The sequence below is a fragment of the Rhizobium sp. 42MFCr.1 genome, from assembly GCF_000377185.1.
Classification (GTDB): domain Bacteria; phylum Pseudomonadota; class Alphaproteobacteria; order Rhizobiales; family Rhizobiaceae; genus Rhizobium; species Rhizobium altiplani.
This window is the reverse complement of sequence record NZ_KB897840.1, coordinates 54519-75798: the sequence shown is the minus strand read 5'-3', so window position 1 is coordinate 75798 and position 21280 is coordinate 54519. Positions and strand designations below refer to the sequence as shown.

The following is a 21280-nucleotide window of genomic DNA, read 5'->3' as shown; positions in this document are numbered from 1 at the left end:
CGCTGACGATCTGAAGCCTCGGCTGGGTTCCGATAAGGAATGTTATCGGAGCCCAAGGTTTGGAAGCATCATATCTCTGTTTGGAACCAAAGCGGCATTAGCTTCCACAAGCGATGCGGAACACGCTGCATGAATGGTCACGCGACGACGTGATACCTTGCAGCAGCCATGACCCTTAGTAGCTCCCTATAACCAATCTTTGCCATCTGCACAGGAGGGTTCGGTCCAGGGTCCTGTTCCGTTCAACTACGAACCAACCCTCGTAGCCGTAGGAGACTAGGCGTTTCACGATGACCTCGACATCGCGACTTCCGTCTCCTGGCACGGTGAACGCTCCTATGATTACGGCATCCAAAAATTTCCTTTGCTCGATCGAGACTGTCTATGAAATCTCGGAAGGATGTCCTTGGTGTGGACGTGGGTGATCCTTTTGTGATGCTTGTCGATGACACTAGGACGTCGCCGCCGGCAAACGCCATGTGACCGGCGTCGAATAGAAGCGGGAGCGTTGGGCGTTTGAACCAACGAGAAGGCAAAGCCCCGACGTCGTGTGGACGCCGGGGCTTGCTGAGATTTAAAGAGCTTGGTCTTGGAGGTACGCCGAGGCGCTTCGCTGCCCACGGCGCAGACGAAGCACATATCGATTCATGGATTTGCGCTGTTTACGCACCGCCCATTTCATAGATAAGCAGAGCGTCTTCAACGCTATTTGCATCGAACCACACTGAATCGCCGTTGTCGCGGAGACCTACCCTACCGCTCTCAGAGACGACGACAACGAACAGGTCACCGACACGCAAATCCTCCTCGTCGTAAACAGGGACTAGGCGCGGCTGGACGCCGGGGACATCCTCGACTTCGAGCGCTTCGGTGAAGGTGGGAATTATTCCGAAATTAGCGAGGTCGCAATGAAGGGCAGGTCCCACGGCCCAAAGTTGAAACTAGGGCGCGATCCGAGGAAAGTGTGGGGAAGGATACAGGTCATAGTCGGCGACAGTCGGGTGGTCGGCGCTTCTCTAATCGGCGGGGTAACGTCAAGCACATTCCCGCCGATCCCAAGCCGACGGGACGCATCGTCCGCAGTCGGCCCTAAGCGGTCGTGACACGCCTGAAATGATTGCAAGACTGCTGGGACCGAGTTCGGCGGACGGAGTGGAGATGCCCCGCCCGCCTTGGTTGGCTCAGGCCGCCTTGGCCGACACCGGGAGACGGAAAGGGGCACCCAGACGATTGAAAGCGTTCATCGCTGCGATTGTGATCGTCAGATCGACCAGGTCCTTCGGCTCGAAGGCCGAGGCTGCTGCGGCATACGCTTCATCGGATGCGTGCGTTTCGCTGACCCGGGTCACTTCTTCGGCCCAAGCCAAGGCTGCGCGTTGCTGGTCGGTAAACAGATGGGGCACTTCGTCCCAGACCGATACCAGAGCGACCTTGTCGACCGACATGGTCTTGCGAAGATCGCGACCATGCATGTCGATGCAGTGGGCGCAGCCATTGATCTGGGAGACCCGGAGGAAGACGAGGTGGATTAGCTCCTCGGGCAGATTAGTGTTCTTCGTGACGTAGTGGTGGACACCGAACAGCGCCTTTGCGCCCTCGGGAGCTACTTCGTACCAGTTCAGACGGGCCATGGATGGTTCCTTTCCTGTTTCTCATGGTTGCAGTTCTCCCGTCGCCGGCACAGCGCGCCGTCGGCAGGAATTTCCGAATTCTCCGTGGTGTCGTCAGCGTGGAGAGCGGCGTCCTTCTCTCAGCGCCGTGACGCGCGCCGTCTCCCGTGCCGATGTCCGGTCGCGGAACCAGTCCGCGACAAGGTTTTCGAATTCTTCCGGTCTTCCGCCCTGCGCAAGATCGGCAAGGCTCGTCTTGTCGAGTTCAGAACGCATGCGCCGTTCAGCGCGCAGCATGACCGCATGAATGCGACAGACACCATCCACCGACCATGGTGGCGGCGTTCCGCCAAACAGAACACAGCCTCGACGGACCTCCTTGCAATCAAACAGTTTTCGATCGCCCTCGATGGCGTCCACGACCTCAAGCACAGAGATATTCGCTGGCGGCTTGGCCAGTTCGTAGCCGCCGCTGATCCCATCGCTCGATGAGACGATCCCGGCCTTTTCCAGCTTCGGCATGATCTTCGCCAGCATGGCGGTGGGAACGCCCTGCATCTCTGCGAGGTCTCGGCTGCTCGCGCGCTTCGGATGCTCGGAGATGAGCCACAGCAGGGTGTGAAGCCCGTATTCGACCGAGACCCCGAACAGACTCACGCCTTTGCGTCGATCAGGCATCCCGCTATTGGCCGGGTGTTGATCGCCTTCGGCGTCAACTTGCCCCTCATCATTCGACATAACGCCACCTCATCAAGTCCGCATTAGACTTAACGCAACCTAACTCTATCCGTGTTAAAGAGTCAACGGCGAAATTGTCAAACGGTCCCAAGCAGAGTTCGACTGATGAGCCGAATGCAATCGAGAGAAACTCCGGTTTCTGATCTCAGATTCGCGTTGCCCGAAGTCTGCTGTTGGCGCAGAGCAGCCGAAATCGCTGCTCGGCAAACGCCGGCCGGTCATACCTGTACACCACATAGCGTTTGACGTTCGCGGCCCGCGCTTCTCTCCGGGATCGGCACAAAGCCCTCCCATGATGGGGTTCCGTAGATAATGCGGTCCAATCTATGCTGCATCCTGATGAAAATTCATCGGAATAAACGCCGCCACGAACTCGCATCACCGTCGTCCGCGAAGGACGCCTTCCGCTGCTACGCGGAACTCTGAATTGGCTTCAAGATATTTTCTCGGTCCCTCAGCTAGGCTGCCACCGACGTAGGGGGCTCTATTTTCGTCCAGCGAAACTCTGAACCATCCACCCACATTCGATGCATGACGACCGCGAGACGACGAGCCAATGCCACCTTCGCTTTCTTGCTGCCATGTCGCTTCGCGACATTCATGGCCCAAGCCTTCAGCCAGCACCATTTCACTACGCGGGTCATCATTGATTGGGCGGCTTCATAAAGAAGCCGTCGCATCATGGCATCGCCGCGAAGTGAGACATGCCCAACCCGGCTCACCTCGCCCGATTGGTTGAGTACAGGCGTCAAGCCAAGTACCGCTCCCACCGAACGTGAATGCCGGAAGCGCGTCGGGATGTCGACAGTCGCGACGTAGGCGAGCGAGACGACAGCGCCGACCCCAGGCACAGTCATCAAGCGCCTGCAAACGTCGTCATTTTTTGCCTCGCTGCGAACCCGCTTCTCGAGTTTGGCAAGACCCTCTCGCAATTTGCGCCGGCCGTCGAGCAGAGGCTGCATGATCTCTACCAGTTCAGCATCATTTTCTACGAGTTCCAGAATCCTCCGCTCGAAGGTGCCGCCAGAGGTCTGGCCGACCTTCAGTCCAAAATTGCGCAGAAGGCCGCGCATCTCGTTCTCAAGATCGATCGCCTTTTCCTGCAGCAAAGAGCGTGCTGTCAGCAACGCGCGGCGCTTTTGACTCCCAAGCGTCTTCACATGCACATCCTTGAACAAGCCGACGCGCATCATATTGGCGATGCCCCTCGCGTCGTTCCGGTCACTTTTGTTTTGCTGGAGTGCTTCAAGAAAGGCTTTGGTATGGCGAGTCTCGATGCAGACGACCGGGAAGCCTGCTTTAGCCAATCCGTCGAATAACCATTGCGATAATGGACCGGCCTCCAAACCGATCCTGTCCAGGTTTAGCGCCGGATCGTTCAAAATAGCGACGAGGTCATCCGGGTGTGACGCGACCTTTCGTTCTCGGCAGAGTTTCCCGTTCTCATCGACAATGCAAACACTCGTCTCCTTGATGGAGACATCGAGACCGACATAATGTTTCATGGATGCGCTCCTCTCTCTGATGATAAAATGTGGCTGCGTCATACTGACCGCGTTTTATCATCAGCCACCGTCCGATGCTTCCCGTTCTCCGATCGGCCAGCTTGAGGCACAGAGCCGATTAGCCCATCTATGTTGATGTTGTGAGGTCGATGGAATAATGCAACGTCATTACGACGACCGGCAGCCTTGCAACGAGCGACTGAACTTTTGCCGCGGCAGCTCCCGAGGGAACCCGGCCCCGATCAGGCCCGTGGTCTCCAAATCCGAAACATCCTGTGCGTCGCTCAGGCTCGGTTTTCCTGTCGGGCTAGCTATGCAGTTTCTGCTTGGGATTTGACGTCGAGCCTATCGGCTGTTATCCCACGAACATGATGACGGCACGGACTTTTTCCGGACTGTCTTACGCGCTGCAGAAATAGCGGCGTGTGCATCATTGTGTTCAACGCTGCCTTGCCAGCGGTTGAACTCGACGGACACCTCTGGCCGTGCGGCCCCTACGAGGACGCCCATCGGAATTATTGGCTTCGGCGCGTTCGGACAGATGCTTGCCGAGCATCTCCGTCCCCACTTCTCAATATGGGCCCACGATAACAAGCCCGACGCTGCTAAGGCATCGGAGTTGGGCCCATCGATGGTCTCTTTCGAAAGTGCCGCTGCCTGCCCGATCGTGGTGCTGTCGGTTCCAGTCAGCCAACTGCGTATTTTGGCAACAAGGCTTGCTCCGCTCCTGCAGCCGGGCACGCTTGTACTCGACGTTGGAAGCGTGAAAGTCGAGCCCGCGAAGATTATGGAAGAGGTGTTTCCCGACGATGTGGATGTCGTCGCGACCCACCCTCTATTCGGACCGCAAAGCGCGCGCGACGGGCTACGGGGATTACGGATTGCCCTGTGCCCCATTCGCGGCCGTCGTTTTCGAGTAGCTGCCTTCTGCAGGAAGTTGGGGCTTGAGGTCATAATGAGACCCACCTGGTTGCCAACCTGTTGGTGAAAATGAACCTACGGCCGACGCGGATGACGACGCGAAGCTTTGATCTGCTGATGTCCGCAGTGGAAATGGTCCGACACGACACCCCGGAAGTCTTCCAGGCGACCCTGAAGACAAACCCATACGCCGGGGATGTCATCAGGGATTTCAAGTCACTAACCTCCATGATGGAGGAGCCGACATGAATTAGGCGCTGTTCCAACGCTCTGGCTGATCGATACGATTGACTTGGAAAGCGTTCACGCGGCGGTATTGGCAAGCTTAGCCGCAATTTCGGCGGCCTCAAGCCTTGCGGACGTCTTGTAGGGATGGCGATGGCCATCCTTCGAACTTTTCTACCGCTCTACCGCTCTACCGATATCGTCCGCGCTGTCGCGGTCAGCAGCGCCTTGATGGAATAGGTCCTTCCCACTTTGTCCGTTTGGACATGTGTGGTTGCGCAGACCAAGGTTGGAGTCGCAGATTGCAGGGCGGCTCTCGCCCGTTGATCATCTCCTTGCCTAGCTAGGACCGTTATCATGGCAGTCTTTGGAATAAAGAAGCCATTCTGTGGGGCAGGAATGCATTCTCCTTTGTCCAAATCGTCTTTGTCCGTGGAGTTGTCGATTGTCGTAGACAACTGAGGATACTCGAACCTTACAAATGGTGGCTTCGCCGGGATTGTTATCCCACCGGTGTATCCGCCGATCTTTATTGCCACCTTGGCAGGGCCATCGCCGTCTTTGGTTAGGAACACGGTCGCGGTCTCATCTGTTTTCCACATGACCGGAATAGTTGCCCGATCTTCTGGCGAGATGGTTCCTCCTGCGACGCGGACCCCGCCGACGACCGGAGCCTCAGTCTGCCCGACCGCACCGTGCCATCGAATGTTGAGAGTCACAATTTGATCAAACGGTGCGGAATCTGAGAGCCACATGGAGACGCCGGGTCCCTTGCGTTGGAGGCAATCCACATAGGCAGGCAAGGCCCCAGCGGGAAGTCGCTGGCTCAATACGATCTCTTCAGAGCCTGCGTCGAGGTCATACTTAAACAACTCGCTCTCCCGCTTGAGAGACTCTTTAAATTGGTCGTAGGAGTCGTAAGCCGTGAGAGAAATGCCGGAAACCTCTATCCCACCACCACCATCACCCGCTTGTTTGAACTTATAGAAATCCTCTTTTGAAAGCTCGTGCAAATACGCCAGTCTCACGTAATCATTGCGGAAAGCCGCAACCTTGTCCTGCACAAGCAAAGCGGAACAAGATTCCTCCTGGCAATAGGCACCTGAGGCACAAGTTACGCCGAAAAGTAGGCAAAGACTGCGCACGAGTTTCATATCCCTCTCCCCTTGGACAACTGAATTATATGGTTGTATTAAATATGGTATACACTAGAGCGCAATATATCCAAAAGCTATAACTAATATACCGCAGGCGACAAACTTGATCGTGGCAGACTGCGAAGCCTGTGCAACAGAGGATCGTCATACGGCTCCGCCGGAACTGACGGGATTAGGGGGAGTTGTGTAAGGAGGTGGACGTCCGTCATGAGACGAACGATCTCATCGCCGAAAAGTTGACGGTACACGTCAAGCAATCCGTGGAGGAACCGCCAAATTCCATTCGAGCGCCGCTGCAAAGTAGGGGCTCGGGTCTTCGACGATGGCCACAAATGGCCGCATCCAGCCCGCCCTGTCCGGTCTTGGTGATCGGGACAATGACTTTCAAAGTGCATACCGGCGAGGCGATGAATTTGCTCGTGGCACGCCTGGCGGCACAGATAGGGGAGGCCAGACGCCGTTCCGACTTGGAATTTTCCACTTATGATCCCTGCGGGGAAGAAAAGGGAGAATTCCATGAAGGCATCGAAGTTCTCGGAAGCGCAGATTGCGTCTGTGCTGAAGCAGGCAGCCGACGGCACACCTGTCTGTGAGGTGTGCCGCAGGCAGGGATTTCCACGCAACCTTTTACATCTATGGACTGTTCCCTTGTTGCAAGCGTGATCTTAATCTGAGTGACGAGGTCGATTGCAAACATCTTTACGGCGTCATCATTCGAAGCGCCCAAATGGGGTATCCGCACACATACGCCTCAACGGCGAGCCCTTGCCTAGTTTGAGTTCATAGAAGCGCGTCTTCTTACTCTTCACTCGATTTCACCTCTTTTCTCCAGAACGGAGAATTTCGAGTCAATCGACCAGCAGCCCCAGTCAGCGACGGTGCTCGCAGAAAGTTATCTGGGCGGCCACACAGTCCTTCTTTCGAAGGGCAGGTTGTTGAGATGTTCGTACGATTTCCCGGGCATCCGCAAAGTGGTTGGTGCAAAAAATCAAAACAACCTTCCCTAGAATGTCTGAATTGAAGAAGCCCGCGTCGGGAGGTATTTTGCTTGTGCTTGAACGCTGATTCCAACCGGGGAACCGCGCGTCACCGAATTTCGCGAGCATCTGCGGGCAGGCGGAACCAATCGAGTTCACGTGGGCATTGGGGGGAACGGATATGAATAGGTGTCGGAAGACTTCGTCATTTCTGCTGGTTGGCTTCCTTTGTCTGACGATGCAGGCAGGAAGCCAAGAGCCTACATCGAAAGCTGTGGCAGCCCCGAGTATCGAACAGTTGCTCGACATGGTTCCAGACGGTACGTCTTGGCAAGACCTTACGCCCGATTTGCGTGCGGCGTTGGAGAATCGCGCGGAAGCGGTCCTTGCCGCTGACCGAGAGTCCTGGGGGCTGTCTGGACTGCGAACGAAAGAGGATCAGTTATTGAACAGACCATCTCCGGCCATGGTCGAAAATATCGATCGGATTTTGGGCTTCACCTACCAATCCGATCTGCCGAACGGCTTCAAGATGTCACGTGACGTACCGAACGCCGAGCTCAAGCACCTTCTGATCGATATCTATCTCGGAAAAACGGCTAGTCGCGGGTATCTCCTCTACAACCAGCCGGAATGGCGGGGGTGGGACGGCCTGCCAATCGAAGGCGTTCCCCTGGTGGATCACGAATTCTACGCCGCTTTGGGTCAATGGTATCAGCAGATCGAGGATAGCCTTCGGAAGATACCTGACGACAAACTAACCTCAACCGAGCGGGCCATTCGGGAGAAAACCTATTTCGCGACGAGGGCAGGCAAGCATGGGGACAAGCCCGCGGTCGGAAGGAGCGGGGGTATGGACTATACCGGACTCTACAAGCTGCCGGCCAACATACGTCCGTTCAAGTCCGACGAGGTGCTGCTCGACGCATATAATGCGTCGATGTTCCCGGAATTCCGCGACGTCAATGTCGGGACACTCGACGCGTTCTACTACGACTACGAGCCTGAATTCGATCACGACGCGCTCATAGAGTACGGGATATCGGAGGAGACGGCTGCGCGAATTCTGAAGATCGGAAGGCTTTATCTCACCCGTACCCAAGCGTTGCCCGACAGAGACAAGCGTTGCACGGTCTTCAGCAAAGCCAGCCGTGACGCGGCCTGGGATACATTCACGGCCGACCTGCTTTCAAACGCCGATGGCTCTGAAACGATGGAGTCCTACGCGCAGGCGTTTGAGGATGTAGCGGCCCGAAGGCTTTCTGACATGCGTTCCCTCGGCGTGAAGACGTTCGAGCGGATGTTTCCGGAGGGGTTCATGGCGATCACCCCCGAGCAGCGGAAGAAAATTATCGAAAGGCTGATGAATGAAAACCGGCCGGCGAAGATGCAGGACGCGTTGCTCGACGCACTCGACGGAGCAGGCGCTGAAGCTGCTGCGAACAAGGTCAGGGAGGCGATCAAGAACCAGCCAATGGTAGGCGGCGACTACGCGGAAGGAGAGCCCGTACGTGAAACCGACAAGAAGCAGATTTTGGACATGTGGGAAAAGCAGCGAGCGTTCGTCGAAAGGGAATACGGCGGCTATAGGCTCGACATAGCATCTCTGATTCCGGACGCGCCCATCATACTGACCGTGGGCCAGAACCAGTTTACTTTAGGCGGGGATGTCACGCTTTCCCTTGGCGTGAAGCAGAACCTCGTGAGCTTCTCTTCCACCATGTTGCACGAGATGAAGCATGCGATAGATCAGCGATCCCGAGCCCCCGTGGAGGGAGCCGCATGGGAGGGGGCGGCCTACACCGTGGAACGGCACCCTTGGCCCGCCTTCATTGAGGAGGCAATGGCCGATCAACAAGAGCTGTTGCCGATCGCCCGACTGAAGACGGAGATCGACAACGTTCGGTTTACGGCAACCACGGACGCTACCCTCAAGGTATTCCTCAGGGAGAGCTGCTCAGATGGCGAGCCTAACTCGATCGACTATGTGAAGGCTATCGTCAAAGGCTACGGCTACGATGACGATCAGGTACTCTCGCTGCGATCGCGGCGCGCCCACAGGGGAACGCAATATTTGGAGTACGATTATGGCTTTCTACAATACATGAATCTCTTGAGCTATCTTCAGAAAGGGATTGGGGAAACTCCCCGAGTAGACGCCTTCCTTCTGCAAGCGTGCAAGATGCCGAGTCCGAGGGCCGACGAGGACGCGGTCGACGACTTGAAAGCGTGCATTCGAGAACGGGTAAGTAACCTGCCTTCCCCTGCCCGAAGCGAGTCCGACAAGCATTAGCGTCGCACCTATTCGGCCTCATACGCTGCGGCTCTGAAGAAGTTCAGGCATTCATCAATGGAGAAAAGACCGACAATCTCGCTCAACGCTTTTGCTATTGCGTCGAAGCTTCGTGCAGCACGTTTTCGCAGTAAGGTCCTGAGCTTGGAGAATGCCATCTCGATGAGGTTCAAATCCGGGAATAGGCTGGCAGGAACAGTAACCATGAGCCTCGTTGCTTGATCAGTTGGGCGGCGCGCTCGCTCTTGAGGACGACGACATCGCCCTTCGTCAATGTCGGAGCGAGTTGGGTTTCGATCCAGGCTTCGAATATCAGCCGGCTCGAGGTCCCTGTTCAATCGCAGCGGCAACCGTTTCGTTTTTGGTGCCAATGCGAAACCCACCCATCCCCCCAAATGAAATACCACCACCAGATATCGTCGGAACTGTTATCGTGTAGGCAGGTCTGGCTATTTGGTTGGTCTGCGCCTTCAGTTCCGTATAGCCGTTGTCAAATTGCTCTTTGTCTGTCCGGGGTGCGTATTTTTCCAGGCTCGCAGGGTTCGTCTCCGTCCAGACAATTGGATCGGGTGTTTAGCAGGGGGGCCTTTCCTTACCAAAACTTCCCGTGCTTTATGTCGTCTGCTTTTTTTTGAATGGCTTTAGTCCCCTCATTTATCGTCCGGGTGACGACTTTTGGGGCCTCGGTTATCGTCTGGGTGACAACCTTTGGGGCTTCGGTAATCACTTGCTGACCGATTTTCCCGGCATCTTGAACGATCTTACCTGAACTATCGAGGACTTGCGAGGTGGCCTTGCCGACATCGCTCCTCGCGAACGAGTTCACGGGGTCCTTGATCCACTCCTTTAGCTTTTCGGGCGAGAGTTCGTGCATCGCCTTGTTAAACGGCCCGGTGTCGAAGAAACTGATGTCGCCGAGGGCCATCGTGAGCCGCCAGTCCGCGATGCATGGTTTGACTGGCGCGGCTGCCGCCAGTTTGCGTGAGAGCGTTGCGTCCCGCTGGTCGCGGGGAAGGGGTGATACATCCTTGGGATCGTAGTCGATCTTCAATTGGGAGCTGATCAGGAAGCCTGCCTGCCGGATGCTGGCTTTCTGCGGTAGGACACTAATGCTTGCCTGTGCCCATTGAGGCTTGAACGAGTAGGTCTGCCCGCCGAAGCTGGCCGTGATCGGTTTGCCGTCGGGAGCCCGGCCGGAAATGACGTAAGGGACGTCGGAGAAAAGAAGCTGTTGAGGGAAGCTGCCAGCGCCGATACGCCCGGTGAACTTGCCGCTGAGAGCAGGTACGTCCGCTCTGAAAACCCCGTTTATCTTGAGGACACCGTCGGTCTTCACTCCGATGGAGACCGGCTCGCAGGAGTCGCCTAGCTGCCAAACAGCAAGCTGGTGGCCATCCACCTTGACGACGTCCGTTCGAACCTCCGTGGCGATCCCGATTTCCGCGTCGCCGAACAGCTTCGCACCTGTCCCGGCACCTCCTCCGACGAGAGGGTCTACATGTACGTGAATATTGGAGTCCGTATGCATTTGCAGTCGACCCGAGACTGCTACACCGCCGTCCTTTGCCGCGCCGGCGCTCAGGTCCTTGATCAGCATGCTCCCGTTCAGAGCGCCGTCTCCGCCGAAGCGGGCGAACGCGCCTCCACTGCCAAGGAGATTGTCGCGCCATTTCTTGGCCGCGAAGTTCCCTGCCACCTTCGTGGACTGGACGGTGACCGTGCGAACGGCATCCGGAGATTTTGCGTACGCCCCGATAATCGTTTCGAACGCCTTGCTATTGATCCACGTCGCGAAATCGCTGCTGGCATTGAGTTCGTTGAGGCTTCGGAGTTCGCGCTGGGCGGCGGCCACCTCTTTGTCGGTGACGCTGGAGAGTGCCTTGAACTGCGGTGGCTGGATAGCGTCTTCGGCTCCGACGTCGGCGACAATCCAGAGACCTCTTCCAGTGACGATGGGTTCCTCGAAAACCAGTCTGTTACGCACGATGTATTTTGGAGTGGAGACGCGGACATCGGCGAAGTTGTCCGACTTCGGTTCCCCCGTGGGGAGCCGCTGGACAACGCTCGCCTCCGAATTGAGACCGAAGATGTTGGGGAGGGGGACCGACAGAGGAAGGTTGTTGTTGAGGTAGGCGGAGACGCCGGTCGCGAGAAGCTCGGCCGCCCAGCCATTGAGCTTCAAATTCAAGAAATGCTTGGATATCCAGGATATGTCGCCACTGATCTTACCGAGATTGAGGTAGAAATCGGCGTATGTTTTGCCGTCCTTAGTGGAGAACTGGCGGAAGACGAGGGTCGCTTCGGCCTTGAAGTCGGCCTGTATTTTGCGGACTTCCGACCTGGCCGTGAAGGATATGGTTCCGCTTGCCACTCCAGGTGAGAAATCAAGATGGGCGGATTTGACGGTGAACGTCGTGTCTTCATCTGGCCGGGTGGCCGGATCGTATCTGATTTCCGATCCTGCCAAGCCATTGAGAAGCTCGTTTATCCCGTCTTCGGACAGGAACACCCCGCCGGACCATGATCCCGGGACGCTGCGACCCCGTACCAGGTTTGCAGTCCTGACGATCGAAGCCCGTTGGTATTCGGTCAGCTGCTTCTGTGAAGCGCGAGTGCTGTCAGGCGCGAAGGCGAACAGCACGCCCGATGTCGCCAGCAGGACCACGCTCCATCCCATGCAAGTGTAGGCAGTCGCCATCGTTCCCCTCCTAGACAACGTGACCTGCAAACCAGCAATGCCAAATGCACTCTTACGAGAATGGCAAAAAATATACCGCCTTTGGCGGGAATCTCAACTGGGGTCTGCGGCGGGCAATGCCTACTTTAGGTTATGGCACAGCAGTTAGTGCACCTTGTCTCATGATTGTGCGCCCGACTACGGGGTTCCAAGGAGCATCATCGGGATTCCCCGGCCCACGTTGAGATGGCCAGAATGTTGCTCGGCGTACGTTCGACCTCAATGGGCAAAGCCAGGTTCGACGCCGATGTAGATCACCGTGCGCTCGGGCGGCAGGTATTTGTTGGGCAGGCGGATCATTTGCAGAACACCATGTGAGAGCAAATGATCGCCAAGGAAAATTGCTTCGGGAATCGCATCGGGACACCGCGTCTCTACCTCCAATGATTGTAGTCCTCCCTCCTTGCAAGCCGATTGGACTCGGCTAGTATTCCCGGAAAAATCGAGCTTCGAGTTGGTGTCCTTCCCGATCTTGAGCGGTGGTCAGTATGTCTTATTTCGCACGCATCCTCGTTCCGATCGTAGCTACACTGGCGACCGCCGATCTGGCGGCAGCTGAGCAATCCCAGGAGGACCTGCTGAAACAGCGGATGGCCTTTTGGGAAGCGCAAGCGCCCCACTGCAAGGTTGGCAACTTCGATTCGCCGACGAAGGCCACCACGGACCCGAACCAGCCCTGCGACGACGGCGACATGACCATGTTCAATGGTCTGCTCTGCTATGCGGGAGACGAGCGGGGTTGTCAGGCCGTCATCGACGCGCAGGACCCAAAGAGTGGGCAATGGTTCCGATCGCCTCGGATCAGACTTCTTGGCCACAATGATCGAGGCGACGCCTCCTTCTCTCCTGATATGGCTCTGGGTGTGCAGTTATACCTCGTTAAAAAGGGCGACGTCGACCGCGCGATAAAATGGGCAACTTGGCTGAACGGATTGGTCTACAAGAACTTTGCTCCTTGGGGCGTCAATTGGTTCAACAGGCTAACAAATCACAACATCGCGTGGTTTTGTCTTGAACAGTACGGCTGTGTCGTCAGACCCGGGGATGCGGCGGCGCTCGGCCTGACGTTCGACTATCTCCACGACAAGAAGGGAATGCCCGTCCTTCCCGACGGCAGCATCAGAGGCACAGCGGCTAGCTGGGTGAAGTGGGAAGGCGTGTTCATGTGGCTGAGTTCGAACAACAAGCCCGGTTACTCCCAACACCTTCATGCCGTCGACATCCTGCTACGCCGCCTTATCAGCGGCGATGACAACGCCTACAAGAAAGAAGCGGAAGACCTCGCCGCCAAGCCCGAGAACAAAGGCAACGCTTTCTTCGCGTGGCTGGCCGGCAAGGACAGGGCGGAGGTGATCCGCCAGACGCTTGAGCGATGCCCCGCACCCGACAAGCTCCCGACACCGCCGCTCTTCCAGTGGCAGTGGGAGCGCGACAACCACGTCGATCCCGGTCAACTCCCCGCTTGGCAGCAGTCCTGCTACTGGGACTGCATCTTCATGGCCAAGCTGCTCAAGGTCCAGTCACCGACTTAGGAGGAACGCATGCGCTTCACTTGGCGTATCCCGGTTACAGCCTTGATCCTCGGCCTGATTTCCATTCCTGCGACGGCCAAAGATCGGTTGACTGGAAATTCGACCGTGAAATGGGAGCAGGGACAGAGCTGCGGCGACGGGCATACTTGCTTCGACATCCACCAACACGGCAGCGCAAGCGTCAGCCTGTTCCATCCGTGTCCGCAACGACAAATCCTGACGACGACGATTACAGGCGTCCCCGAGACGGTTCACAAGTTTGACGTCCTGTCCGCCGCAGGCTTCTGGCAGTTCGGAATAGACAAGGTCGAGTTCGTCACAGGCACCATCGTCATCAGGACATTCGTCATCCAGAACCACAGCTCCATGTACTGCCTCAGTCCGGGGCAGGGCGATTTCAAGCTCGCATTTTATTGATGTGGCCCTTATCGAAACATCAGCGTCCACACGCAGTGACATTCGCGAGTTAAAGCGCCATACCTGATGACATTCCCACTTTAAGCGTACTGTCGACCAACTTGAGCGAATTTGCGCAGGGTACCAGCTGCCCTTGCCGAGCCGACCCCGACTATTATGATCCCCGAAAGGACTTCGTGTTGAAGGTTCGGGAGATAGACAAATTCTGGCGACGGCGCGCCCAGAGCGCGCGGCAGGTTCCGGACGAGCCGTCAAATGTCACGTCGCTCTTCGGTCGAGTTGCCGTGCCAGAAGGTGCATCCACATAGGATCGACCCGCTTGGTCGTGGCGCTACCACCATTCACCGCCGGACATGCAGGTCGGGCAGAAGTGACGGCGCAGTTCGAATACGGCTTCGTGCAAACTCTGGAATTCGAGCGTCCAAACGTTGGGCGAGAAACCTTGCTGAGTTTGATCGCCATCCACGCCTCGTCATTTCGATGACCATTCGTGAGTCTGGCGGCGACGGATTCTCTGTCGGGTACGCCTTTTGGTTGAGCTTGTGTGCCTTCTTATCTGGTTGTATAAGAGCAACCTATCAGGGCAAGCATAGGTGACTTCAATCGGCCAGAGGGGGTGCGGATGAAGACATGGTTAGTGGTCCTTGGCGGATTGGCCGCAGTCGCCGTTTTGGCGGGTCTAGCCGTTGTACAGAGGGACACGGCAGGCGCAATAAAAACTCAACACGAGAACGAACTGAAGTCAGAACTTCAGGCACTGAACGACTTCAAGACTTGGCATAAGACACAGCAAGACAAACCCGATCCGACGATCGCACGAGTCTTCGTGTCGAAGGGCATAATCGACGGCCTCTTGGCATCGTTCGATGGCATGGTCGTACCTATTCCGAATGCCGAGGGCATCAAGCTGACTGTGAAGACTATTCGGTCGGATTTCAGGCCAGGATTCCCTGGCCTGTCACTTTCGGCGACGGCCGACAAGTCAGGTGTAAAGGCGGATGTCCAGACGGTCGCGAGGATCGAGCCACAGCTCGACGCCGGCGTTCTGAAGCTGCGTGTTCACGTGGATAGCTTGGTTCCGAAGGTCTCCTGGCGCTTCCTAGACTTTACGCTTGGCGGCATGGTCAAGGACATACTCCAGACGCGCTTGGTTGACGACATCAACAAGGCGGAAGCTCTTGGATCGGTGAGCATTCCTATTACCCAAACATCCGCCATCAACACGGCCGCGACCCAAGTTCCCTTCAAGGTAACCGGTGTCAGCGGGGTCATTGAGGTTCCTGCCTACTCAGCTTCAGGAAAGGTGACTCTTTCACGCATCCTCGCAATGCCTGAAGGACTTTATATTTACGCGAACGTCCAACACGGAGGTTGAGAGGATGCGATACTACAAATCAATCGCCACTGTCCTTTTAGCTGGCGCGCTGATGCCCCCGGGGAATGGATACGCTGCCGACGATCTCGAGTCGCAGGTTGAGGCAGCGCGGGGAGACGTCGTTAGCGCAATGAAGGACCTCGGGGTTTCCGATGCGGACATCGAGGTGTCACTTCCCGTCGCACCTGTTCTTCAGGCCGTTGCTGCGATCAACGCCGCGCCAGCGGGACAGAGAACTATTCACGTTCGAAGCACCGCCGCGAACGGAAAATTCTGGGAAGACGGCCCGACGTGGTGCAATTCATTCCTGGAACTTGGCTATCCAGACGGTTTCCAAGCGGATGCGGTATTGGCGAACTTTGCACCAAGCTTCCCTAATCCCAACACGATGGCGATATCGGCCGATGTAAACGTAAGAGTGAATGTGAAAGCGCACTGGCATTTCAAGGGACGGCGTACCGGCCTCTTCAACGCCTGCCCGCCAGGCGGTGGTTTTGGAGGGATCATCGGCGCAAACGGAAATACGCAATTTAAGGTGACGGGACACCTCGACCTTATCCAGGATGGCGGAAACTTCCGCTATCAGGTGTCAGTGGTCGATCCGCCTAAGGTGAACATGACCATCAGCATCGGATTTCAGGGGATCGGAAATCTCGGCATACCGCAGAGCTTCGACCTTCCACTCGGCGTCGTCGCTTCTGGCCCCCTGCCGTTGATGATCGCGAACAAGGGTGAAGTTACCTTGCCAGGCGGGCAAAAGCGGACCTACTCGATTTCACTGGCACCCAAGCGCGTGAGTATCAACCAGTCAGCGGCGATCGGTGCGTGGACCGGCAAGGTCGAGGTCGCCCCGGGATCGTGATTTACCTTAGAGCCTGTCCCATAATTCAAAATGTTGACTCCGTCGCGATGCGCCTGACAAGTATATTGCCGCGGCGAGGAGGATGAATGCCTCGGCGGTGTCACTCCGCCGTTCGTAGTTTTTGGCGAGTCTGCGGTTTCGGTTGATCTAGGCGGTGGTGCGTTCCAAGACCCATCGCTGCTTCTGGACGATGAAGCCGTTCTCGTTCGGAGGTCCCGTGACCAATGTCACGGTGAGGCCTGGAACAGCCTCGCCGACCGCTTTCCTGCGGTAGGCGGCATGCAAACACCATGTCGAGTTTCGGCGATGAGCGCCGCGATTGTGCCGCATCAGCGGCACTGCGCCTCGACTGTCGCGGATGTCGGCCGTGGCACGGCCGCTTCCAGCAGCCGTCCGTCAATGTCGACCAGCAGGTGACGCTTCACGCCGTTGATCTTCTTTCCTCCGTCATAGCCGCGGATGCCGGCCGTTTCGCCGGTCTTGACCGACTGGGCATCGATGACGGCGGCCGAAGGCCGCGTGTCGCGCCCAGCGCGGCGGCGGTCGAACCCGACGAGGACGCGGTTGATCCGCTCGATCAGCCCCATTGCGACCCATGCCATGAGCCAGCGATGGACGGTCGCGCGCGGCGGGTAGCCAGGCGGCAAGAGCCGCCACTGGCAACCGCTACGCAGAAGATACAGCACCGCCTCGACCACCGTTCTGACCGGCCAGAGTTCCTCTGAACGAGCGCGGAGCTCGGGGTGGGCTTTGAGTCTGCTTCACGGAAGAGGTGAAGACACTTCCGCGTCGGCGTTGTCCAGTTCCCGCTGCTCCCAAGCCTCAGGCCACCATTCGCCCCACACCGGCGGTGGGCAATCGGGGTGTTCGATGTCGGATTCGGGACGTTCAGTCGATGTCATCGTGAACCTCCCCGAGGTCGAATGCAATTCGCTCTTCAATGCCCACCAATTCTATCCGGAGACTTACCGACGAGTTGTTGTGAATGGTCGCGACACCGAGGATTCGGAAACGCTTTGCGTTGGCAACAATGATGTTTAGGTGTATCTGGCTCCCTAGTGTTGCGAGGCCCGCGCCTGCTTCAATGGGACGGCAACTATTTCTTTGCAACCCTTGATTCCGCTGCGGGGAGAGGTCAGCTCCGGACGACCCGTCCACCGGCGGGTCTCTCGAGGGAAAATTGCCTCATGAAGCCAGTGCCTTGAAGTTCTCAAATTCCTTCGGCAGTTTCTCGAGGATTTGTTCCGGAGTTAGCGCGAAAAGGTCCCACGTCACATCAAGCTGCTTTCTCAGCTGCGCAAGACGCCGCGATGATCCACCTTTCTTTCCGCCGGCACCGCGACGGAGTTTGCCCGAGGCAGTGTCGAAGTAGAGAAGGCGCGCCACCTTTTGAAACGAGGGATGAAACATGTCTTGCTGGCTGGTCAGCTGTTCACGCAACTCGCCTGGAACCGACGGTTCCCCCACAAGCAGATGCCGCGCGTCCTCCCCGAATGAATGATAGAGTATGACTGGCATGCGGATCAGATGCCGCTGCCCCTTCTGAAAATCTCCAGGATCGCTCGGATACCAGCGCCATATCTCACCGAGTTTACGCTTGCCACTCTTTTGAAGTGGGTAGACTGCATCCCTGCAGACAAAAGACAACCAAGCCCAGACATTCGTGTTGTTGAGCAGCACATTGATGCTCGCCGATCCGGCGGCAGCCAGGATCGCTTTTGCCATCTCTTCAGAGCTGGTCCAATCCACGACAGTGAGTGTTGTTGTGCCAGGTATCTTCTTCGCGATTCCGGCTTTCACCGGATCAATTGCATCCTCGGCAAGTGTTCCTTCGAATGCTTGCCGGAACGCGGTCATGCCGGCATCGGTAAATTCGTAAAGCCCATCGAATGTCATGCCGCACCTCCCGTCAGCGTGAGTTCATTGATAAGCCGGTCCGATAGCAGGTGTCGGCTGCAGAAGCTGTCGATCAGACCATCAATCCACTCGCGCCGCTCCCGCGCATCCGCGTCATACGGCCTCTGATTTCCGGGCATGAGACGGTCTGCCCATTTCAGCCAGTCGTTCATCCAATCAGTGTCCTCTGGGTTCTGATGCTGTAGAATATCATCGAATATCTGGTGAATGATCGCTGGCATGATCGTACTCACGAAGGTCGGATCGTTCTTTGCCCACACTTTTGGGTTGGGAATGCGATTGTCGATCTGGATCACAGGATGCGTATTCTCTTCGAGGCAGAGCTTCCACGCGCGCGGCGCGATTTTGGCCGGCAGGAAATTAAGCAGGCCGCGGACGCCGCCCTCCTGCTGGTCATCGTCTGAGTTCAGCCGCCACTGTTGCGTACTACCCAGCAGCACGCCAAATCGCTCGCCTTCAGCATTGGCAACTCGGAGTTGGCATCCGGGATCGAGATAGCCCTGGTTTTCGAGATCGACCGCTGCTTTTGGCTCGCTAAGAGTGCCGAAATCGACAAGTTCCATCTGCTTGTTTTCAATCAGCTTGACCATCAGTCGCGCATTTGCCGGAAAGCCTTTGAATACCTTCGGCTCACGGATGGCGAGCGTCAGGACTTTCTTGCGACCAATTTCACGCATGGCAACGTTCACGCTGTTGCGGGGTAATTGTCGCCGCCCTGTCAGTCTAATCGTTCTGCGCATGCTTCCAGACCTTTATATGAGTATCAAGCTCCCGCCGGGCGTCGAAGCCAGTGATCGCAACCTTCAGCGAGGCATTGCAATCCTGTGCTGTAAATTTGTTATTCACAAACGCAGGATTGCAGCCCTGCGTCTCTGTCTCCAGATCGTTCGGCGAAAAATCGTAGACGCTCCAAGCAGGTTTGCGTGAACCGTCAGCATACGCCATAGTTATCGAGAGATTGACTGGCCATTCGGCAAACTCGGGATTGGCTGTGATACGGAATCCGTCGTCGAGTGTCTCCACAACCAACGGGGAGATACGGGGTGGCGGCGGAGGAGGTGGTGGCGGTGGATTGACCTCAGGCTTTCCACCACGGGGTTTCTTCGTCTGAGAGGTTTCATCCGGCAGTGAGAAGAAGGCATCAAAAACGTCGATGTCAGGCTCTGTCACGTCGGCGGTCAACAATGTGCGCAGTTCGGAAGGCAGTCCCTTGATGAACCGCTTCACCTGAAGGGGGCGGTGATATCCCTTCTTCTCCAGCTTCGCTATGACCTCCTTCGACTCCAGCAGATCGAGGTGCGCCTTGCCCTCACAAAGATTGAGGAATGTCGCGAGATTTTCGTCATCGATGAGCAGGACAACGTCAAGCTCTCCCGGCGCAGATGATTTCACATCCGGCAGACTCATGCCTTCGCGAAACAGGCGATCAATCGGCAGTGCTTTCTCGGGCGTCTTCGCAATCACTGTTTTCAACGTGACATGCAGCGAAGCGCTTCCTTTTTTCAGCAGGAAGTTCAGTGTCAGCGGGACCGGCGATCCTTCCTCACACGCTTCCTGCATCTTCTTCACAGTGTCACTCTCGCGAAGTGCACCAACACCTTTCGCAAGATCAACATCGAGCGTGAAGCTGCTCGTGCCGGCTGCACGGATCAGATCAAGATAGCGCTGCGCATCCTGCCGGATCGCAGGCGCGTGGATGCTGTCACTATGCTCCGACGCAACGCCGTCGATCGAGATGGCGTCAATCGTAACATTGTCGACTTTGACGACCAGCGAGCCATTTATGATGGCAGGCGCGAAATGCTCTATCGATGCGGCAATCACCTTATCCGCCGTCAGATCAGCATGCGGGTAGGGAATGACGAGCGCCAGACCACTTCGATAGGGATCAGAGCCATATCCGTCCAGGCAAAATGCCTGTGCCAGTCCGTCGTCAAACTCCTCTGCTTCGTGAAGATCGAAAATGTCGCCCTTTACATCGTTCGCCAAGTAGGCGTGGGTGGTGCGCACCGGCCCGCCGGGTTCAACCCGCATTGTCTTCAGCAGGGTCATGCCGCACGAGGCGCGCAGTTTGTCGACATGGCGGCGGGTGAGGCCAATGACTGTCTGCATGCGTGACGCGATGAGAAAGGTGACGCGGCCAATACCACGGCCGCCCCGTTTCGCGCCCTCCTTGTTCGATACGCCGAAATTGAGCCAATAATTCCAGAAGTCACCCAAGCGGTCATCCAGATCACCGCCGAGGCCGCGCGTATTGAAATCCTCAATCGTGACCCAGTCGATTTTGTCCTGGTTCCACTCTTCGATGACCGGAAATTCGGCCTGCCCACGGAATTTGACAGTCTCTGCGAGGTATTCACGTCGCTTCAACAGGTCTCCCTGATGAAAGCGAAAGCTGATTATGGCGGGGGCATTCGGGTCAAGGAGCGCATCCAGCGTGTTCTGGATCGCCTCGCGCACGAAAGTTTCCGTGTACGGATAATCCGCCCGGTCGTATATTTCGCTGTCAGTGCTCTGCGAGCTCGGTGTAGGCCCAACACTCGGCCATATCCATTTCCACATAGTGGCCCTTCCCCTCAACCTCAATCATCCCAACTTGAATTCGTTATCTTTGCCGCCAGCGTCACCGCTAAAGCGTGCCTTTGCCGCATCCAGTTCCTTCTGCAGCACACGGAAGATTTTTTTCACGTCTTCATCGTCATAGGCGTAAGCGCCACGATTGGCGAGGTTGCCGATAAGCCTGACATCCTTGATCGCGCGGTTGACGCGCGCCTCCGCCAATTCAACAAATTTGTCTCTTTTGTCTCGCATATTCCGTGTACCTTTCGCGAATATGCGAAGAATATATAGAGAAAAATTGCGTTTTCAATACTCGCTATACATTTCGTAAATGTGCGCGGTATAATTTCCGAATGTTTACGCTGCTAGGCCTACTTTGCACTAGAGTGCTCGTTCTGCGCTGGCTTTGCAGAGTGATCCTCAACCGACTGAAATAGATGTGGATTCTTTCCTCC

Annotated in this window: 21 protein-coding genes and 2 pseudogenes; 8 read left to right on the top strand and 15 right to left on the bottom strand. The window is 56.6% G+C overall.

Translation table 11 applies throughout. From position 1 onward, the window contains the following. Positions 1–137: 137 nt before the first annotated feature. From C934_RS35755 to C934_RS0120640, 4 genes and pseudogenes are all read right to left on the bottom strand, one after another. Positions 138–506 (bottom strand): annotated as a pseudogene (locus C934_RS35755) (TIM barrel protein); the annotation flags it as partial. Positions 507–1181: 675 nt separating this feature from the next. Then, on the bottom strand, positions 1182–1631 hold the full coding sequence (locus tag C934_RS0120650; protein WP_018858524.1) for a carboxymuconolactone decarboxylase family protein: 450 nt from the start codon (positions 1629–1631) through the stop codon (positions 1182–1184). Positions 1632–1724: 93 nt separating this feature from the next. Continuing rightward, positions 1725–2348: an RrF2 family transcriptional regulator gene (locus C934_RS0120645; RefSeq protein WP_018858523.1), complete on the bottom strand. Its 624-nt coding sequence runs from the start codon at positions 2346–2348 to the stop codon at positions 1725–1727. A 458-nt stretch (positions 2349–2806) separates the two neighbouring features. Then, entirely contained in the window at positions 2807–3853 is a 1047-nt protein-coding gene (locus C934_RS0120640) for an IS110 family transposase (protein ID WP_018858522.1), read from the bottom strand. 541 nt (positions 3854–4394) lie between these two features. Here C934_RS0120640 and C934_RS32255 point away from each other — a divergent pair. Both C934_RS32255 and C934_RS35750 read left to right on the top strand, forming a co-directional pair. Beyond that, positions 4395–4841, top strand: coding sequence for a prephenate dehydrogenase/arogenate dehydrogenase family protein (locus C934_RS32255; RefSeq protein ID WP_245267986.1), 447 nt, complete (start codon positions 4395–4397; stop codon positions 4839–4841). 23 nt (positions 4842–4864) lie between these two features. Continuing rightward, positions 4865–5023 (top strand): hypothetical protein, encoded by a 159-nt coding sequence (locus C934_RS35750; protein WP_245267985.1) that lies wholly within the window; start codon positions 4865–4867, stop codon positions 5021–5023. Between the two features lie 158 nt (positions 5024–5181). Here C934_RS35750 and C934_RS0120630 read toward each other — a convergent pair whose 3' ends face one another. Continuing rightward, positions 5182–6153: a hypothetical protein gene (locus C934_RS0120630; RefSeq protein ID WP_018858521.1), complete on the bottom strand. Its 972-nt coding sequence runs from the start codon at positions 6151–6153 to the stop codon at positions 5182–5184. 486 nt (positions 6154–6639) lie between these two features. Here C934_RS0120630 and C934_RS32250 point away from each other — a divergent pair, with 486 nt between their 5' ends. Next, complete coding sequence (locus C934_RS32250; RefSeq protein ID WP_018858520.1) at positions 6640–6819, top strand: transposase; 180 nt, start codon at positions 6640–6642, stop codon at positions 6817–6819. A 621-nt stretch (positions 6820–7440) separates the two neighbouring features. Continuing rightward, entirely contained in the window at positions 7441–9426 is a 1986-nt protein-coding gene (locus tag C934_RS0120620) for a hypothetical protein (RefSeq protein WP_245267988.1), read from the top strand. Between the two features lie 8 nt (positions 9427–9434). Here the strand turns inward: C934_RS0120620 and C934_RS35745 are convergent, their stop codons facing one another. The 3 genes from C934_RS35745 to C934_RS34755 all read right to left on the bottom strand — a co-directional run bounded on the left by C934_RS35745 (position 9435) and on the right by C934_RS34755 (position 12547). Next, positions 9435–9632 carry a hypothetical protein gene (locus C934_RS35745; protein WP_245267984.1) on the bottom strand — a complete coding sequence of 66 codons (198 nt, stop codon included), beginning with the start codon at positions 9630–9632 and terminating at the stop codon, positions 9435–9437. Between the two features lie 386 nt (positions 9633–10018). After that, positions 10019–12091: a hypothetical protein gene (locus C934_RS0120610; RefSeq protein ID WP_156828776.1), complete on the bottom strand. Its 2073-nt coding sequence runs from the start codon at positions 12089–12091 to the stop codon at positions 10019–10021. A gap of 291 nt (positions 12092–12382) precedes the next feature. Then, complete coding sequence (locus C934_RS34755; RefSeq protein WP_018858517.1) at positions 12383–12547, bottom strand: hypothetical protein; 165 nt, start codon at positions 12545–12547, stop codon at positions 12383–12385. Positions 12548–12651: 104 nt separating this feature from the next. Between C934_RS34755 and C934_RS0120600 the strand changes: the two genes are divergently transcribed. The 4 genes from C934_RS0120600 (at position 12652) to C934_RS0120585 (ending at position 16349) form a co-directional block, all read left to right on the top strand. Further along, complete coding sequence (locus tag C934_RS0120600; protein WP_018858516.1) at positions 12652–13695, top strand: hypothetical protein; 1044 nt, start codon at positions 12652–12654, stop codon at positions 13693–13695. 9 nt (positions 13696–13704) lie between these two features. After that, positions 13705–14112, top strand: coding sequence for a hypothetical protein (locus tag C934_RS0120595; protein ID WP_018858515.1), 408 nt, complete (start codon positions 13705–13707; stop codon positions 14110–14112). 622 nt (positions 14113–14734) lie between these two features. Beyond that, entirely contained in the window at positions 14735–15487 is a 753-nt protein-coding gene (locus tag C934_RS0120590) for a hypothetical protein (RefSeq protein WP_026371964.1), read from the top strand. Between the two features lie 4 nt (positions 15488–15491). Beyond that, positions 15492–16349: a hypothetical protein gene (locus C934_RS0120585; protein ID WP_018858513.1), complete on the top strand. Its 858-nt coding sequence runs from the start codon at positions 15492–15494 to the stop codon at positions 16347–16349. 329 nt (positions 16350–16678) lie between these two features. Here the strand turns inward: C934_RS0120585 and C934_RS33270 are convergent, their stop codons facing one another. The 7 genes and pseudogenes from C934_RS33270 to C934_RS0120550 all read right to left on the bottom strand — a co-directional run bounded on the left by C934_RS33270 (position 16679) and on the right by C934_RS0120550 (position 21047). After that, positions 16679–16936 (bottom strand): transposase, encoded by a 258-nt coding sequence (locus tag C934_RS33270; protein ID WP_272481252.1) that lies wholly within the window; start codon positions 16934–16936, stop codon positions 16679–16681. Continuing rightward, a pseudogene (locus C934_RS36195) lies at positions 16928–17059 on the bottom strand (transposase); the annotation flags it as partial. The gene C934_RS33270 and the pseudogene C934_RS36195, both read right to left, overlap by 9 nt. A gap of 51 nt (positions 17060–17110) precedes the next feature. Further along, the gene (locus C934_RS34750) at positions 17111–17251 is read right to left on the bottom strand and encodes a hypothetical protein (RefSeq protein ID WP_156828775.1); all 141 of its coding nucleotides are present in this window, start codon (positions 17249–17251) and stop codon (positions 17111–17113) included. A gap of 283 nt (positions 17252–17534) precedes the next feature. Then, positions 17535–18245, bottom strand: coding sequence for a hypothetical protein (locus C934_RS0120570; RefSeq protein WP_018858510.1), 711 nt, complete (start codon positions 18243–18245; stop codon positions 17535–17537). Further along, positions 18242–18856, bottom strand: a complete 615-nt coding sequence (locus C934_RS0120565) for a hypothetical protein (protein ID WP_156828774.1) — start codon at positions 18854–18856, stop codon at positions 18242–18244. The genes C934_RS0120570 and C934_RS0120565 overlap by 4 nt, the downstream gene beginning before the upstream one ends. A 133-nt stretch (positions 18857–18989) precedes the next feature. Beyond that, positions 18990–20726 (bottom strand): hypothetical protein, encoded by a 1737-nt coding sequence (locus C934_RS0120560; protein WP_018858508.1) that lies wholly within the window; start codon positions 20724–20726, stop codon positions 18990–18992. A 126-nt stretch (positions 20727–20852) separates the two neighbouring features. After that, on the bottom strand, positions 20853–21047 hold the full coding sequence (locus C934_RS0120550) for a hypothetical protein (protein ID WP_245267983.1): 195 nt from the start codon (positions 21045–21047) through the stop codon (positions 20853–20855). Between the last annotated feature and the right edge of the window lie 233 nt (positions 21048–21280).